The 14,760-nt window shown below is 65.3% G+C and carries 14 protein-coding genes; 6 read left to right on the top strand and 8 right to left on the bottom strand.

The genetic code is table 11. The features are described from left to right. Nucleotides 1–37: 37 nt before the first annotated feature. Nucleotides 38–724, top strand: a complete 687-nt coding sequence (locus tag ACOQPD_RS07045; protein WP_420614182.1) for a GntR family transcriptional regulator — start codon at nucleotides 38–40, stop codon at nucleotides 722–724. On the opposite strand, the gene ACOQPD_RS07040 is transcribed toward ACOQPD_RS07045, so the two are convergent. Then, entirely contained in the window at nucleotides 721–1,443 is a 723-nt protein-coding gene (locus ACOQPD_RS07040; protein WP_420614181.1) for an SDR family NAD(P)-dependent oxidoreductase, read from the bottom strand. The two genes, ACOQPD_RS07045 and ACOQPD_RS07040, sit on opposite strands and share 4 nt — an antisense overlap. A gap of 124 nt (nucleotides 1,444–1,567) precedes the next feature. On the opposite strand from ACOQPD_RS07040, the gene ACOQPD_RS07035 reads away from it, so the two are divergent. Further along, complete coding sequence (locus tag ACOQPD_RS07035; RefSeq protein WP_420614180.1) at nucleotides 1,568–2,311, top strand: carboxymuconolactone decarboxylase family protein; 744 nt, start codon at nucleotides 1,568–1,570, stop codon at nucleotides 2,309–2,311. Nucleotides 2,312–2,365: 54 nt separating this feature from the next. Here ACOQPD_RS07035 and ACOQPD_RS07030 read toward each other — a convergent pair whose 3' ends face one another. The 5 genes from ACOQPD_RS07030 to ACOQPD_RS07010 all read right to left on the bottom strand — a co-directional run bounded on the left by ACOQPD_RS07030 (nucleotide 2,366) and on the right by ACOQPD_RS07010 (nucleotide 6,599). After that, nucleotides 2,366–3,181, bottom strand: coding sequence for a CoA-transferase subunit beta (locus ACOQPD_RS07030; RefSeq protein WP_420614179.1), 816 nt, complete (start codon nucleotides 3,179–3,181; stop codon nucleotides 2,366–2,368). Beyond that, nucleotides 3,178–4,071, bottom strand: a complete 894-nt coding sequence (locus ACOQPD_RS07025; protein ID WP_420614178.1) for a CoA transferase subunit A — start codon at nucleotides 4,069–4,071, stop codon at nucleotides 3,178–3,180. The genes ACOQPD_RS07030 and ACOQPD_RS07025 overlap by 4 nt, the downstream gene beginning before the upstream one ends. Nucleotides 4,072–4,106: 35 nt before the next feature. After that, nucleotides 4,107–4,913: an SDR family NAD(P)-dependent oxidoreductase gene (locus ACOQPD_RS07020; protein ID WP_420614177.1), complete on the bottom strand. Its 807-nt coding sequence runs from the start codon at nucleotides 4,911–4,913 to the stop codon at nucleotides 4,107–4,109. A gap of 38 nt (nucleotides 4,914–4,951) precedes the next feature. Next, nucleotides 4,952–6,115, bottom strand: a complete 1,164-nt coding sequence (locus ACOQPD_RS07015) for an acyl-CoA dehydrogenase family protein (RefSeq protein ID WP_420614176.1) — start codon at nucleotides 6,113–6,115, stop codon at nucleotides 4,952–4,954. A 109-nt stretch (nucleotides 6,116–6,224) separates the two neighbouring features. After that, nucleotides 6,225–6,599, bottom strand: coding sequence for a carboxymuconolactone decarboxylase family protein (locus tag ACOQPD_RS07010; protein ID WP_420614175.1), 375 nt, complete (start codon nucleotides 6,597–6,599; stop codon nucleotides 6,225–6,227). A 55-nt stretch (nucleotides 6,600–6,654) separates the two neighbouring features. On the opposite strand from ACOQPD_RS07010, the gene ACOQPD_RS07005 reads away from it, so the two are divergent. Next, entirely contained in the window at nucleotides 6,655–8,319 is a 1,665-nt protein-coding gene (locus ACOQPD_RS07005; RefSeq protein ID WP_420614174.1) for a class I adenylate-forming enzyme family protein, read from the top strand. Between the two features lie 46 nt (nucleotides 8,320–8,365). After that, the gene (locus ACOQPD_RS07000) at nucleotides 8,366–9,481 is read left to right on the top strand and encodes an LLM class flavin-dependent oxidoreductase (protein WP_420614173.1); all 1,116 of its coding nucleotides are present in this window, start codon (nucleotides 8,366–8,368) and stop codon (nucleotides 9,479–9,481) included. Between the two features lie 100 nt (nucleotides 9,482–9,581). Here the strand turns inward: ACOQPD_RS07000 and ACOQPD_RS06995 are convergent, their stop codons facing one another. Beyond that, the gene (locus tag ACOQPD_RS06995) at nucleotides 9,582–10,976 is read right to left on the bottom strand and encodes a phytoene desaturase family protein (protein ID WP_420614172.1); all 1,395 of its coding nucleotides are present in this window, start codon (nucleotides 10,974–10,976) and stop codon (nucleotides 9,582–9,584) included. Nucleotides 10,977–11,121: 145 nt separating this feature from the next. Between ACOQPD_RS06995 and ACOQPD_RS06990 the strand changes: the two genes are divergently transcribed. Both ACOQPD_RS06990 and ACOQPD_RS06985 read left to right on the top strand, forming a co-directional pair. Next, the gene (locus tag ACOQPD_RS06990) at nucleotides 11,122–11,655 is read left to right on the top strand and encodes a VOC family protein (protein WP_420614171.1); all 534 of its coding nucleotides are present in this window, start codon (nucleotides 11,122–11,124) and stop codon (nucleotides 11,653–11,655) included. After that, nucleotides 11,613–13,274 (top strand): AMP-binding protein, encoded by a 1,662-nt coding sequence (locus ACOQPD_RS06985; RefSeq protein ID WP_420614170.1) that lies wholly within the window; start codon nucleotides 11,613–11,615, stop codon nucleotides 13,272–13,274. Before ACOQPD_RS06990 ends, ACOQPD_RS06985 begins: the two co-directional genes overlap by 43 nt. 117 nt (nucleotides 13,275–13,391) lie before the next feature. Here ACOQPD_RS06985 and ACOQPD_RS06980 read toward each other — a convergent pair whose 3' ends face one another. Beyond that, a complete protein-coding gene (locus ACOQPD_RS06980) occupies nucleotides 13,392–14,204 on the bottom strand; it encodes a response regulator (RefSeq protein WP_420614362.1) in 813 nt (270 codons plus the stop codon). Between the last annotated feature and the right edge of the window lie 556 nt (nucleotides 14,205–14,760).

Raw genomic sequence — 14,760 nt, 5'->3', positions numbered from 1 at the left:
GTCGCGCCAGCCGGATCTCTCCACGGAAAGGCCCCTGATGGTAGAACTCGATCCACACATCCGGGGTGACGCGACGCATCATCGATCGCTGGGTGAGTATGCCTACCAGACGATCCGGCAGAACATCCTTCAAGGTGAGCTCCCACCGGATACTCGCCTCCGTGAGGTCGAGCTGGCAGCCTTGCTAGACGTGTCTCGCGTCCCCGTTCGGGAGGCGCTCGGACGTCTCGCCGAGGAGAAGCTCGTCGAGCTACGGCCGCACGGTCGGGGTGCCGTCGTCGCCACCCCGGCTGCCGAGAAGGTGCTCGAGTACTACCAGGCACGGGCCGCTCTCGAGCAGCTGTCCGTGAGGCTGGCGGCGAGGAGCATCGAATCCGAGACCATTCGGAACCTCGAGGAGATAGTCGAACGGGGCACCGTAGCGGTCGAGCAGCAAGATTGGGAGCTGAGCGCCCGGTACGGGTCCGAGTTCCATAAGGAGATCGCTCGAGCCAGCGGCAATGGGCACCTCTATGAGTTGATATGCGGCTACGACCTGAAGATCGGATGGGCGCACGCCACTGTTGCGAAGCGAGGGGGCCCGGTAAGACCTGCCGAGCATTCCGCGATCGTCGCAGCGCTGAAAGCGGGCGATTCCGAAGAGGCAGCCCGGCTCATGGCCGAACACACCAATGCTTCGGCGAGAGCCTTCGCCGCCAGCAACGCAGTCGCCGACGAGCGTTAGTCCTCCAGTTCGGGGGGGCGAGGTATTAGCTCGAGGAGCGCCTCGCTCAGCCCGCCATCGACGTAGATCGTTTGTCCGTTTATGTATGAGGCCGCGTCGGAAGCGAGAAAGGCGATGACGCCGGCGACATCTCCAGGTGTGCCGATCCGGCGTGAGGGAACGGCAGTGGCGCGCGCCGCACTTCTCGCACGGTCGTCGTAGATGCCGGCAGTGCCCGGAGTGGCGATGAGACCGGGGGCCACGGCGTTACACCTGACGCCACGAGGCCCCCACGAGATGGCTGTTTGCTTGGTCAAGGCCACGACACCCGCCTTGGAAGCCGAGTAGGCCCCCGCGCCCGAGCCGATCACGGACGCTGCGATCGAGGCCACGTTGACGATCACTCCGCCCCTGTCCAGCATCGCGGCGCCGAAGTAACGCGTGCAGTGGAACGTTCCACGCAAGTTCACGTCGAGCACGCGCTTGAACTCCGCCGGATCCACCTGCTCCAGCGGTGCGAACCGCCAGATGCCCGCGTTGTTGACAAGAACATCGACGGGGCCGATCGCATCGGCGGCTCGCTCGACGGCCGCGGGATCCGACACGTCGCACTCCCATATCCCGGGACCGGGCTCCAGGTCGAGCCGGAAGACCTCGTAACCCTCCCCTTCGAGAACTTCGGCCACGGCCATGCCGATTCCGCGGCCGGCGCCGGTTACGACTGCTTTCTTCGGTACCACGGTCCCTCCCATCTTCGAGGACTGCCGAATCGTAAGCCTTCGAGCGACGACGCCTTGCCCGAGGACTGTAGGTTTCGTCCCGGACGCGGCGGCGAGAACGAACCGTCGAGCCGGAAGGAGGAAGATGGAGGCGACATCGCCCGGGGGCGCCGATCGACTGCAAACGTGGTTGGGTTCTCCCGACTGGCTCGAGGGCCTCGTCACGGCCCATCCGGTTGCTGCCGAAGGGCTCGCCAGGCTCACCGATGCCGCAACCGGCGACGGTTCGCTGCCGGCCTCGGTCAAGTGGCTCTACATGGCAGCCATCGGATCCGTCAAGCAGGAGGACGATTTGAGCTCCGCCTGCCTCGAGCAGGCGTTCGCATCAGGCTTGAGCAGGGACCAGGCCGACGGCGCCGCGCTGACCCTTCTGGTCTCACGCGGGATTCCGCCCTACCGGAGGTTGATCGCCGCGGCCGATCAGCTGGTTCCTCGCCACGGAGCCGAAACGAGCGAACCGCCGGCCAGCAGGGTAAGTGCCGACGAGGCGAAGGCATATGCCGCGTCCGTGTACGGAACGGTGCCCGATCGTATCCGGCTGATGGCCGATGAGCTCCCCCGCGCTCTCGAGGGCCACCTGTTGCTACGGCGTTCGGGACTGCGTGACACCGGCCTCAGCCCGTTGCACACCGAGCTCCTGCTCGTGGCCATCAACAGCTCTCTGCAGGAGCCGGATTTCGTCGCTGCGCATGCGGCCGCCGCCCGGAAGGAGGGCGCGTCGGACACCGAACTGGCGGAGGCGGCTGCAACGGCGGTGCCTTTCGGAGGGTTGGCAGCGTGGCACGCGGGAGCTGCCGGCATCGCGGCATCACGCGGTCGGCCCGAGTAGGGGGCTGGCGCCTGACACACGTGGCAGGTGCTGTCGGCTAGCTATGTACCCGGGTCAGGAGGCTCGAAACTCGCGCTTACGCATCCCATCGGGGTCGATGACGTCGCGGATGAGGCGTACCTGCTCTCCGGTCGGCTCCGGAGTGGTCGGCACATCGGCCGGGATGACTAGTTCGAACCCGGTGGCGGCGCGTATGTCGTCCACGGTGACGCCTCTGTGGGCCGACCTCAGGCGCATCCTCCTGGTCTCCGGCTCGAAGTCGAGGACGGCGAGGTTGGTGACAACCGCCTGCGGCCCCCCCTCCAGGCCCAGGTCCTTGCGCTCGTCACCGCCGCCCAGATACCCGGCTGCCGAGACGAAGTCGACCTTCTCGACGAGGCTGCGGGGGTTGTGATTCGGGTTCCAGTAGTAGAGAAGCTTGCCGAGCGATCCCATGTCGCCGAGGCCCGCAGTACCGGGTAGACGCACCTTCGGAGCGTGGAAATCGGCGCCGATCACGGAGTTGTTGGCGTTGCCGTACATGTCGAGCTGAGCAGCTCCCACGCAGAACTTCTGCAGCCATCTCCCGTTCATGGCGTAGCTCCAGAAATCACCATATTGCTCCATGTACATGACCGAATCGCTCCAGAGCTCCGATTCGAGAGTCGAAGCCGGTACCTTCGCCGGTCGCGGTTCGAGACCTGTGGCCGACGCCAGCCACACGAGGCCGGGAGCGTGCGTGAGTCGGGCCAGCATGAAGGCACACACCGGTAGGAACGACGCCATTCCGTTGCATGCCTGATCTCCGTCTTCGAAGAAGCTCGAGAGCACGCTGATCATCAACTCGTCGACCGAATAGTCGCGCGCCTCCCGGTGTGCCTCCCCGCTCATACGCCTTCCCTGCCTCGCAGGCGGCTCATCATCGCCGCACCCCCGGCGGCGCTGAGGTATTCGGCGTGAGACCGCGGGCCGAGTACGTGCCTGTCAAAGAACTCCTGCGCGGCGCCGTCGTCCCGCGATACCTTTGCCCACGCGAGGTGGAAATCGGAGTCGTAACGGTATTCGGGGAAGAACGAGGTGGGGTGGGCGCCGTACGGAACCTCGACGACGGCGTCCACGACGAACCCCGGCAGCACCGTGCGGTCCGGGCTGCGTCGGAGGATCTCGGATGGGACGATCTCCTCGGCCGTCACTATCACCTTCCTGGCGGCCTTCGGGAAGATCCCGATATCCGGCCAGAGGGTCGTCGGTTTGTACTGCACGTTGCCCTCGGTGTCGACACGGTGTGCGTGGACGAGCGCGACGTCCGGAACGAGGGCGCGGCATGCCACGACCGCAGGGCCGCCGAAGGGATCCTCGACCAGCCGCAGGTTGTCGGGGTTCTGTCTGATCAGATCGGTTCCGATCAGGCCGCGGGTCGGAAGGTATGGCAGATTCCGGGCGCCGGCGCCGAGGCGGGCGTTCAGTGCGCTCTCGGAGAGCTCCTCGACGCGCACATGGCCGCCTTCGACAGCCTTGCGGTAGCGCTGGCACAGCCCGAACTGCTCCATCGTCACCGCGGCGCCGATCAGCCGGTCCATGACACCTGCGAAGGAAAGCCAATCGACGGCGATGCCCCCGACCAGGACCACAACCCCCAAGCCGCGCTTCTCCTGCCGGATGAGTTCGCGCACCGCCGCCATCGGCGCCGCCTGGGTAGCCATGTTCTGCAATGCGACGACGTCGCCGTGCTGCACATGGGTGGCGATCGCCTCTTCGATCGACGTGACCTTGCTATTCACCAATTCCCACGCTCCTCGTACAGCCGCGGCTGCGCTCAGACCAGCTGCATGAACTCGAGGCCGCCATGCACCTCGAGCACCTGGCCGGTGACATAGTCGGACTCGCTCGAACTCAGGAACGCGACTGCTGCCGCGACATCCTCCGGGAGCCCCGGCCGCCCTATCGGAATCTGTGCTTCGAGTTTCGGGATCAGCTCGGCCGGGATTCCGAAACGACCGGCGTCGTCGCGGGGACCGGAGAGACGGGTGCCCTTGATGTACCCCGGCGCGATCGCGTTGACGTTGATCTTCTGCCGTGCCCACTCCCGAGCCAGGGACTTGGTGACTCCTATGACACCGGCCTTCGCTGCCGAATAGTTGACGTTGGCGGCGGCGCCGTAGATTCCGCTGACCGAGACGATGTTCACCACCTTCCGGTGATGGCGGATCTCGCTTGCATCCTTTCGAAGCAGGCTCGCCGCGGATCGGCACACGTTGAACGTCCCGTTGAGGCACACGTCCACCACCAGATCCCACGTCTCGTCCGACATCCGATGAAGCCAGTCGTCTGCGGTCAGGCCGGCATTGTTGACGACTATGTCGAGCCCGCCGAACAGCTCGGCAGCCGCGGCCACCATCGCCTCGGTATCCGCCGGGTCGGTAACGCTCCCACCCACGTCGCCGGCAGCCCCTCCGGATCGCCTTATCTCATCGGCGGCCCTGCGGGCCAGGTCGGCGTCGCGGTCGTTGACGACGACCTTGCAACCTTCCGAGGCGAGGCGCGACGCGATGCTCAATCCGATGCCTCGCCCACCACCGGTGACCAGCGCCACCCTCCCCTCGAGGCCTCGGAGACCGCTCATCCGCGATAACTAGCGAGCGCGCATAGCGTGAACACGCCTTAGAAGGACCGTGGCATTCCGAGAGCCTCGGCGATGGAGTTCCTCGCCATCTCGTTGGCGATAGGGCCTATGCGGTAGAGCCTTGCGTCCCTCCAGTAGCGCTGAGGGTTGGTCTCGTACGCATACCCCATTCCTCCGAACATCTGCAGGGCGAGGTCGGCGCACTTGCCGGCGTTCTCCGAACTCACGACCTTGGCCATGTTGGATTCGAGACCACATTCGAGGCCCTCGGATTGGCGCCAGGCTGCGTGGAACGTCATGAGCTCGGCCTGGGACTGCATCATCTTCATGTCTGCGATGTAGTGCTGGAGTACCTGCATCTGCTCCAACCTCTTGCCGAACGCCTCTCGGGCCTTGAGGTAATCCAGGGCGTCTTCCAGCGCGCCGTCGATAATCCCGACACAGAGCGCGGCGAGCATGATCCGCTCGTTGTTCAGCGTTCCGAGGCTTTGCTTGAAGCCGTTCCCGGGCTCGCCGAGAACCAGCTCGTCGGGCACCCACGCGTCGTCCAGCCACACCTCGCACGACCCGACCGAGCGCATCCCGATCTTCGGGATCTGGCGCGTCGTCACGCCGTCCTGTTTCGCAGGCACCAGGAACACGGTTGTCCCGGCGCTCCTCTTGGTTGTGACAGGCTCGGTGCGGGCCAGCAGCAGCAGGTAGTCGGCAACGTGGGCGGCCGTGGACCAGATCTTCTGGCCGTTGATGACCCATCCGTCGCCGCGGCGAACCGCGGTCGTCGTCATCGCGCCGAGCAGGTCGGTGCCGCCCGCAGGCTCCGTGTACGCAATCGCAAACTTGATCTCGCCCTTGGCGAGTCGGGGAAGGATTTCCAGCTTCTGCTGCTCCGAGCCATAGAGCCCGACCGACTTGGCCCCGGAGAACGAGGAGATGCCCCACACCCACGTCAAGCCGGCCAGGGAACGCGCCAGCTCGCGACAGAGAATCATCTGGCTGATGATGTCTCCGCCCTGACCACCGTATTTCTCGTCGATGCCGATCGCATGGAATCCCGCCTCGGTGAACTTGTCCCACAGCTCGTGGGGAAACTCGTATTCCTGCTGTTCGAGGCGGTTGGCGTAGTCCTTGGGGATCTCGTTGTCCACCCAGTCCCGCATCGATCTACGAAAGAGGTCTTGTTCCTCGGTGAAACCGAAATCCACGTCAGCCTTCCTTACCGGCTATCGATCCGCATCGAGAATTGCCCGACTCTCTTTGGGACGGTCAGGCGGAGATGGCCGTCACTTACTCGCGCGGTCCGACATTCACAGCCTACCGAACGCTTTGGTCGGTGGTCCTGTCCTCGCGGCTCGCTTGGTGACCCTCGAGAGCGGCCGCTATGTGAGGCACCGAGGCAATGAGTCGGGGAACGCCGACGAGAGTGGCGATGGCGGCGACGGACCCCCACACCTCATCTGCCGACGCGCCGGCAGACAACGCCCGGGTGATATGAGCCCGGAACGCCGCCGCAGGGGCTCCGAGCGCGACCAGGGTGGCGATCCGGACGAGCTCGATCTCTCGCTCGTCGAGGGAACTGCCGGCCTCGCCGGCGACTCGGGCGTCGCGCAGTGCTGAGATCAGGCCCGGAGTGGTGTCGGCGAGGCTCTCCAGCTCGGCAGGGACGGCGATCGGCGTCGGTTCTGACACGCCGGGTACGATATCAAACGCGAGGGGACTGGCAGCAGGACGAAGGAGCTTGGCGGTGCAGCATCGGGAGGTCTGCACGGCAGGCGACCTGATCGTTCGAGGCGCTGAGCGTGTCCCCGATCGCGACGCACTGGTCTTCCCCGGCGAGCGACGCACCTACTCCCAACTGCTGGACCGCTCCGTGAGTGCGGCGCTGTCGCTACGCGGGCTCGGTGTGCGCCACGGCGACAGGGTCGGGATCCTCCTACCGAACTCGTTGGAGTATCTCGAGGCATGGTTCGGAGCGATGCTGCTCGGGGCGATCGTCGTGCCGATCAACGGACGGTTCCAATCGCGCGAGCTGCAACACGTCGTGCCCGACGCTGGTATCCGGGTGCTGCTCGTGGCTGAGGAGAGTGGAGCGGTCTCGTACGTCGAGCGGATCGGCAGGGCGTTCCCCGAAATCTCCACCGAGGGCGAGGCTGCCGGCGGGGCCGGGCTCGACCTCGCGGCCGCACCCGACCTCGACCATGTCGTCGATCTCAGCTCTTCTCGAGCCCGAGGATTCCTGCCCTCAGCCCTGTGGGACGCCGCCGGACGGGATGTGCCCGAAGGGACGGTCGAGCGTGCCGCGGCGCGGGTTGCCTCGGACGACCCGGCGACCATCTTCTACACGTCCGGTACCACCGCCCTGCCTAAAGGTTGTGTCCTCACCCACGAAGCCATGGTGCGCCAGGGCGAAGACACTGCTGATCGATTGGGTATTCGAGAAGGTGATGCTCTGTTCGGACCGCTGCCCATGTTCCACGTCGGGTGCAGCCAACCGCTGTTCGCCACGCTGTGGAGTCTCGGCACCTACTGTTCGATGCCCACCTTCGACCCGGCCGCCGGACTCCGATTGATCCAGGAAGAGCAGGCCACGACTCTGTTCACGGCGTTTCCGCCCATTACCAACGCTCTCGTCGAGGCCGAGGGGTTCGACGCCGACTCGTTCGGCCACGTGCGTACGGTCATGAACGTTGCGCCTCCCGGCCAGTTGCGTGACCTCGAGGAGAAGCTGTTCGGAGCACGGGTGGTCACAGGTTTCGGCATGACCGAGGTTGCCGGTTCTATGGCTCTGTCGGACCGCGACGACCCGATCGAGCGCCGCATCCTACCGGGTTTGGCGCTCCCCGGCGCCGAGGTCGAGGTTCGCGACATCGTCGATGGTTCGAGGGCCGCGGCGGGGGTCGAGGGTGAGATCGTGCTGCGAGGTCCGACCATGTTCTCGGGGTACCACGGGCGCCCCGACCTGACTGCTGAAGCGTTCGACGAGGACGGGTGGTTCCACTCCGGCGACCTCGGCATGATCGACAGCGACGGGCTCCTCCATTATCGAGGCCGCCTCAAGGACATGCTCAAGGTCGGTGGCGAGAACGTCGCAGCGATCGAGGTCGAGTCACACCTCATGGCCCATCCCGGAGTCGCGATGGCAGCTGTCGTCGGCCTGGCCGAAGAGCGATTGGGAGAGGTGCCGGTTGCCTATGTCGAGGTGGTCCCCGGGACCGAATTGTCCGTCGAGGAGGTGATCGCCTGGTGCGAGGGCGTGATCGCCTCCTTCAAGGTGCCCCGTCACGTGCGGTTCGTAACCGACTGGCCCATGTCGGCGACCAAGATCCGGAAAGTCGACTTGAAGCAGCGAATCGCTGATGAATTCGGGCTGCCGCCACCCCCTGACGCGCACAGCGTGAACACCTCCTAGCATTCGGCAGCGACCGCTCGGTGCGCCATCGCAAGGAATGACGATCTTGGACATCCAACTCGGTGCCCCCGGCCAGATCACCCCACCCGTCGATCGCGGTGTGGCTCTCGGTGTCAAGATGGATCGAGCCGGCTACGACGCCGTGTGGTGGCCGGACCACCTAATGGGATGGCACCCCGACAGCATGTGGACCGAGGACTTCACGCCCCTCGCGAAGCACCAACCGTCGGGCCACGTGCACGTCGATCCCTTCGCGATGATGGCGGCAGTCGGTGCGCAGACGGACCGGATCCGCCTCGGCACATGTGTGACCGATCTGCTGCGCCGCCATCCCGCGTCAATTGCCCAGACGATGCTCACGCTGGATCACATGACGAAGGGCCGGGCGATTCTGGGAGTCGGCTCGGGCGAACAACTCAACATCCAGCCTTACGGGATCGAGTGGGATCGGCCCGTCGGCAAGCTGGCCGAGGGGCTGGAGGTGATCCGGCTGCTCATGAACGCGGGTGCCGGGACCGTCGACTTCGAAGGTGACCACTTCCGGCTGGAGGACGCGGTCATGGGCCTCGATCCTTACGGCGAGAGGCCGCCGGAGATCTGGATGGCGGCGCACGGACCGAGGATGCTCTCCCTGACCGGCCGGTACGCCGACGGGTGGCTCCCCACGAAGATGTCGCCCGCGGCGTACCGCGCTGCGCTGGACCGGATTCTCGCCGGCGCCAGGGAGGCAGGGCGGAAGCTCGATCGATTCACACCCGGAATGCTCGGCTACGTGCTGATCGGACCGGACGAGCGGACCGTGGCGCGCCTCCTCGCTTCCCCGATGATCCGGATGATCTGCATCCTCATGCCTAATTGGGCCTTCGAGAGCCTCGGGGTCACGCCTCCGCTGGGCGACGCCGGGGGTTTCCATGACTTTATCCCGAGCCGCGTCCCGGTCGAGGAGGTGAATCGGATCGTCGAAGCGATCCCTCCGAGGGTGTCGGCGCACTATGCCTTTGCGGGCACTGTGGAGCAGGTCGCCGCTCAGATCGCCGACTACCACGCCGCGGGTCTGCGCCATCTGGTCATGTGGAACGTCACCGGTCTCGCCGACCCGGACCTGGCAAGGTTCAGCTTCGGGGCCATGAACGACCTCAAGGACCTGCTCAAGTCCGCCTGAGCCACAGGTCAGTGTCAGTGGTCAGTGACCACTGCACCAGGCGTGTTCACGCTATGCGCGTTCGTTTGTTATCGCGGGTCCCGTGACCGGCCACGATCAACTAATAACGCCATCCTTCGTCGAGCGGCCACAATCGGCGCCCGAGAATGTCCTCGGCGCAAGTCAGCCCGGCTCTGGCGGCCCGATCAACCCCTATGCCGCGTGACTTGAAGGTCTCGCTCGCGAAGTAGAGACCCGACACGTTGGGGGCCTTCCAGTGCGGGCGAAACCGGCCGACCAGGCCCGGCTTCTGGATCACACCGAACGAGGGGTCATAGGTGTAATGGCGGCGCTTGAAGACGTGATCCCGCAGCGCCGGCCACATGGTCTCGACGTCCTTTTCGAACTCGTCGAACTTCTGTTTGACGAAGTCGATGTCACGTCCTCTGTTGAACCGGTGCAGCATCGAGCCCATGACGTAGAGGTGCCGGCCTTCGGGGGCCACCGAGGGGTCCATAGCGGTCATCTCGAACATGAACCCGGAGGTACGTCCGATCGGGCTGTGCAGCCAGGTCGCGATTTCTTGCCGGTCGATGACGGCAACGGGCTCTTCGGTGGCGATATAGAGCCCTGCCCAAGATATGCGCCAGCGGTCCTGGGCGAGGTACTTGATCTGACTCACGTACCAGTCCGGTAGCTGCTGTTCGGGCACGATCTGGAGCACATGCCACACCGGCAGAGTCGAGACCACCACCGGAGCGGTGATGATCTCGTCGTGGAAGATCTCGTTCGGCAGGACGGCATCCGGTCGGGCCAATGCGATCCCCTTCGCCTCGCCGCCGGCGATCAGCACGCGGCTGACCCGCCTCCCCAACTGAACCTCCCCGCCCCGATCAACGACGACGTCTCCCAGAGTGGTGAAGAGCTTGTCCCAGCCTCCCTCCGGCCAGAACGAGTAGGCCGCCATGCGCCTCTCGGAGTAGTGCATCTTTCGATTGAAGAGGTTGTCGCTCGCCGAGTGGTCCCACCAATCCTCCGTCATGCACTCCATCACGCTGATGAACTCGAAGAGGTCGCTCACGCCCTCGTGGTCGGTGTACTGGGAGATCCAGTCGCGCATCGGCCGGTCATCCCATTTCTCGAGCTCCTCGTACGGGGTGGCGACCAGCGCCTTGATCACCTTCTTCAGCTGGTCCTTGTCGCCCGAGTAGCGGTCTCGAATCGACCCCCATGCTTCTGCCACGTGATCCCAAACCGGCATGTCGGTGTTGTGCGGCCCGTGGCGCAGCTCCTTTCCGACATGCTGGAAGATCCTCGTTATCCCCGAGCCGGGGTCTTCGAGGAGATGCGCCCCGAGGTTCAGCTCGTAGCCCTCGTCATTGGTGGCCATGCCGCGGCCGCCCAGAAAGTTGCTTCGCTCCACCACCAACACACGCCGGCCCTCGGTGGCCAGCAGGGCGGCAGCGCTGAGGCCGGCGGCGCCGGCTCCTATCACGATGGCGTCGTAATCGGTCACCGGTGGCCCGGAGTGGTGTCGTTGAGGCCCTCCAGCTCGGCAGGGACGGCAATCGGCGTCGGTTCTGACACGCCGGGTACGATATCAAAGGCTATTCGAGCCGGAGGTGGTGTGCTGGTGCAGCAGCCAGGGAAGACGCATCGGCGTGATCACTTGGGCTCCGGCGATCGCTGAGGCTCCGGCGCTTGCGTTCGACCACATCGCTCTCGCGGTTCGGTCTCTTGACAGGGCGGTGGTTCTCGTTCGAGACATCTTGGGCGCGACCTTCGTCATCGGGGGAGACGACGAGAAACTCGCCATGCGGACTCTCCAGTACAAACTCGCCCCTGGAACCAAGATCGAGCTTCTCATGCCGCTGGACGATGAAGGGGTCATCGCGCGGTTCATCGATAGGCACGGCGAGGGCTTTCACCACGCCACCCTGTTCTTCGAGGACATCGGGGCGCTCATGCCGCAGCTGGAGTCGGCAGGATTCGAGGTCACCGGCACCGACCTTTCGAGGCCGACGTGGCGCGAGACTTTCCTCCGCCCGAAGAGCGGCTTCGGGGCGTTGTTCCAATTCGTGGACAGCAATCTCGACTGGGGTACCCCGGTCCCGGGCATCACGGAGGAAGCCGTGCTGAGCGGGAAGGTCGTATGGAGAGGCAACCGGCCGGTCCTCCGAGACTCCTCCGGCTGATGCGGAACCCCCCGGTTGAGGTGACGACCTGGGGAGGTCTTCTCATGGCGGCGGCGCGGCGGTCGCCGGAGCACGTGGCCTTGGCATTTCCCGACGGTCGCCTCAGCTACTCGCAATTGCTCGCCAGGGCAATCCGGCGGGCCCGGTCACTCCGTGCACTCGGGATCGGGGCCGGGGATCACGTCGGATTGTTCATGCCGAATCTGATCGAATACGTAGAGATTCTTTTCGGCGTTGCCCTCCTAGGGGCCGTTTCCGTCCCGATCAACGCCAGATACAAGGAACACGAACTCGGCTACGTCATCGAGAACGCCGATCTCGACATCCTCATCACCACCGACCTGGCTGCTGATCGCGTCGATCTCGTCGAGCTGGTGCGAGTCAGCCTTCCCGGCATCGGCGAGGCGGCGAACGTCACGGAACTCCATCTCCCCTCCGCGCCACGTCTGCGTTCGGTCGTCGTTTTAGGGGGATCCCAGCCGGACGGAATGCTCTCGCAGGCAGAGTTCGAAGCGGCCGCAGAGAGGACCGGCGAGGAGGAGATCGAGCAGCTTGCAGCGAGGGTGGCGGTGCGCAGCGTGTGCATCATGATCTACACGTCAGGGACCACCGACCTTCCGAAGGGCTGTCCTCTCACTCACGAGGCCCTGGTGCGCAGCGGTCGCGCTATGAGCCGGCAGCGTTACCTGCTGACCGCCGAAGATTTGTTCTGGGACCCGCTACCGATGTTCCACATGTCGGCGATCCTGCCGATCACCGCCGTGTTCGATGCCGGCGCCACCTTCCTGTCGATGACGCATGTCGAACCCGAAGCCGCAATCGACCAGATCGTGGCGGAGCGACCGACGGTGTTGTTTCCTTCCTTCCCGACGCTGACCACTGCCCTGATCCACAATCCGAGATGGGGAGAGGTCGACCTGGCACGAGTCAGAGTGGTCAACAACGTGGCCTCGCCCGACATGCTCAAGGCGTTTCAGGCCGCATACCCCGACGCCGTTCAGGTCAGCGCCTACGGTCTCACCGAAGCCACCGGGGTGGTCTCCTTCAACGAATTGACCGATACTCTCGACGAACGCGCAACTACGTGCGGGCGTCCGTTCTCGGGGATCGAGATTCGTGTCGTGGACCCCGAAACGGGCGAGCCACGAGGTGTCGACGAGCAGGGTGAGATCAACATCCGGGGTTACTGCCTCTTCGAGGGCTACTACCGGGACCCGCACAAGACGGCGGAGACGATGGATGCGGACGGCTGGCTCCGCACGGGGGATCTCGGCAGCCTCGACGCTGACGGACGCATCAGATACCACGGGCGCCTCAAGGACATGCTCAAGGTCGGAGGCGAGAACGTCGCGGCTGTCGAAATCGAGTCGTACCTCGGCACGCACCCGGCGGTGAAGATCGCACAGGTCGTGTCTGCGCCGGATCCCAAGTATGTCGAGGTGCCCGCAGCCTTCGTCGAACTCCATGACGGCATCGAGATAACGGCCGGCGAGCTCGTCGAGTACTGCCGCGGCAAGATCGCGAGCTTCAAGGTGCCCCGCTACGTGCGCTTCGTGACCGAGTGGCCCATGTCGGCGACGAAGATCCAGAAGTACCGGCTTCGGGAGTGGATCGAGTAGTTCCTGCCCGTGGGGTGCATCATGATCCTGACCTGCGGTGAATAGCGTGTATGATCGCCGTTCGGGCGTCGGCGGCGGCCATGTGGAGCTTGGTGGTCAACCCTCCCCGGGACCGCACTACCCCTCCCCCTTTCCCATCCGGTAGCCGACGCGGGGCTCGGTGAATATGTACCTTGGGTTATTCGCGTCGTCGCCCAGCTTGCGGCGGAGCAGCTTCACCACGTTGCGCTCCAGCCATTTCTCGCCGACCCGCTCCGGACCCCAGACCCGCTGGAGCAGCACGGTGTGGGTCAGCGTGCGGGGGGCGTGGACCGCCAGCTCGTAGAGCACCGCGTATTCCGTGGCCGTCAGCTCGACCGGCTCTCCGCCCGCCGTCACCCGGCGCAGTGCGTAGTCGATGCCCAGCCCCGCGACCGCGTAGGGCGCCGACGGCTCGCCCTGGAAGGGGTCCAGCCGTTTGCGGAGCGCCGCCCTGATCCTCGCCGCCAGCTCCGTCGGGGAGAAGGGCTTGACCAGGTAGTCGGCCGCCCCCATGTCGAGCGCCCTGGCGACGGTCTCGTACTGGCCGTACACCGACAGGAAGATGACCGGCGCGTCCGCCGTCTTGCGGATGTCGTTCATGAGTTCGATGCCGTCGCTGCCCGGCATGACCAGGTCCAGCGTCTCCAGGTCCGCCCGGGCCTGCCGCTCCTCCCGGTGGGCGCCGGCGTTGGCGATGACCGGCGCCGCCTGGGCGGCGAACATCGTCAGGGTCTCCTCGTCGGCCACGGTGAACTCGGCGCCGCGGTCCTTGTCGCCCACGAAGACGTGGCCCACTCGTTCTCTCCGGTGGAACATGGGCGCCGCCAGGAAGCGGAAGGCCCCCACCGGCAGGGGGTTGGTGAACTCCGTGAAACCCGGGTCCCGGACGTGGTCCACCAGGTCGGGCAGGCGCAGGGGTTCGGAGATATTGGTCAGGGCCTCGAGGAGCTGCTACCGGTCGGGGGTGAGCCACAGTTGCTCTGCCTCGGTGGAGGTGAAACCGGAAGTCAGGCGGTGCTTCACCCCCGCTCCCGTCGTCTAGGAGGGTCATCACGCCGTAGCGGGCCGCCGTCAGCGTCCGGGCGGAGTCGAGGACGCCCTGGATCACCTGGTCGAAGTCCAGGCTCTCGTTGATGCGCCGGCCGGCCGCGCTGAGGCGCGACAGGCGCTCCCGCAGCGCCTCGATCTCCCGGTCTCGCCGGTCTGGTGGCATCGTATCTTCCCTCCCGGTCCGGGCGCAGCCGGCGTATCGGCCATCAGACCGGGAGGTATACATCAAGCTATACAAAAGAAATCGTGAACGATATGTATCCGATAGGCGTGATCTTGCTAGCATTCCCGTACGGTGCTTTGGATCTGTGCGTCTCCACACCGACTGGACGCAGAGGCTGGTGCAGTGCTGAAGCAACCGCCCCGACACCGGGGCGGGCGGGTTCATCTCGACCGATGAAGCAGACCGTTGATA

Origin of the sequence: Candidatus Spongiisocius sp., assembly GCF_965221825.1 — a bacterium.
Classification (GTDB): Bacteria; Actinomycetota; Acidimicrobiia; order Spongiisociales; family Spongiisociaceae; genus Spongiisocius.
Note: the sequence above shows the minus strand (reverse complement) of the source record. Positions and strands in the feature narration are given on the sequence as shown.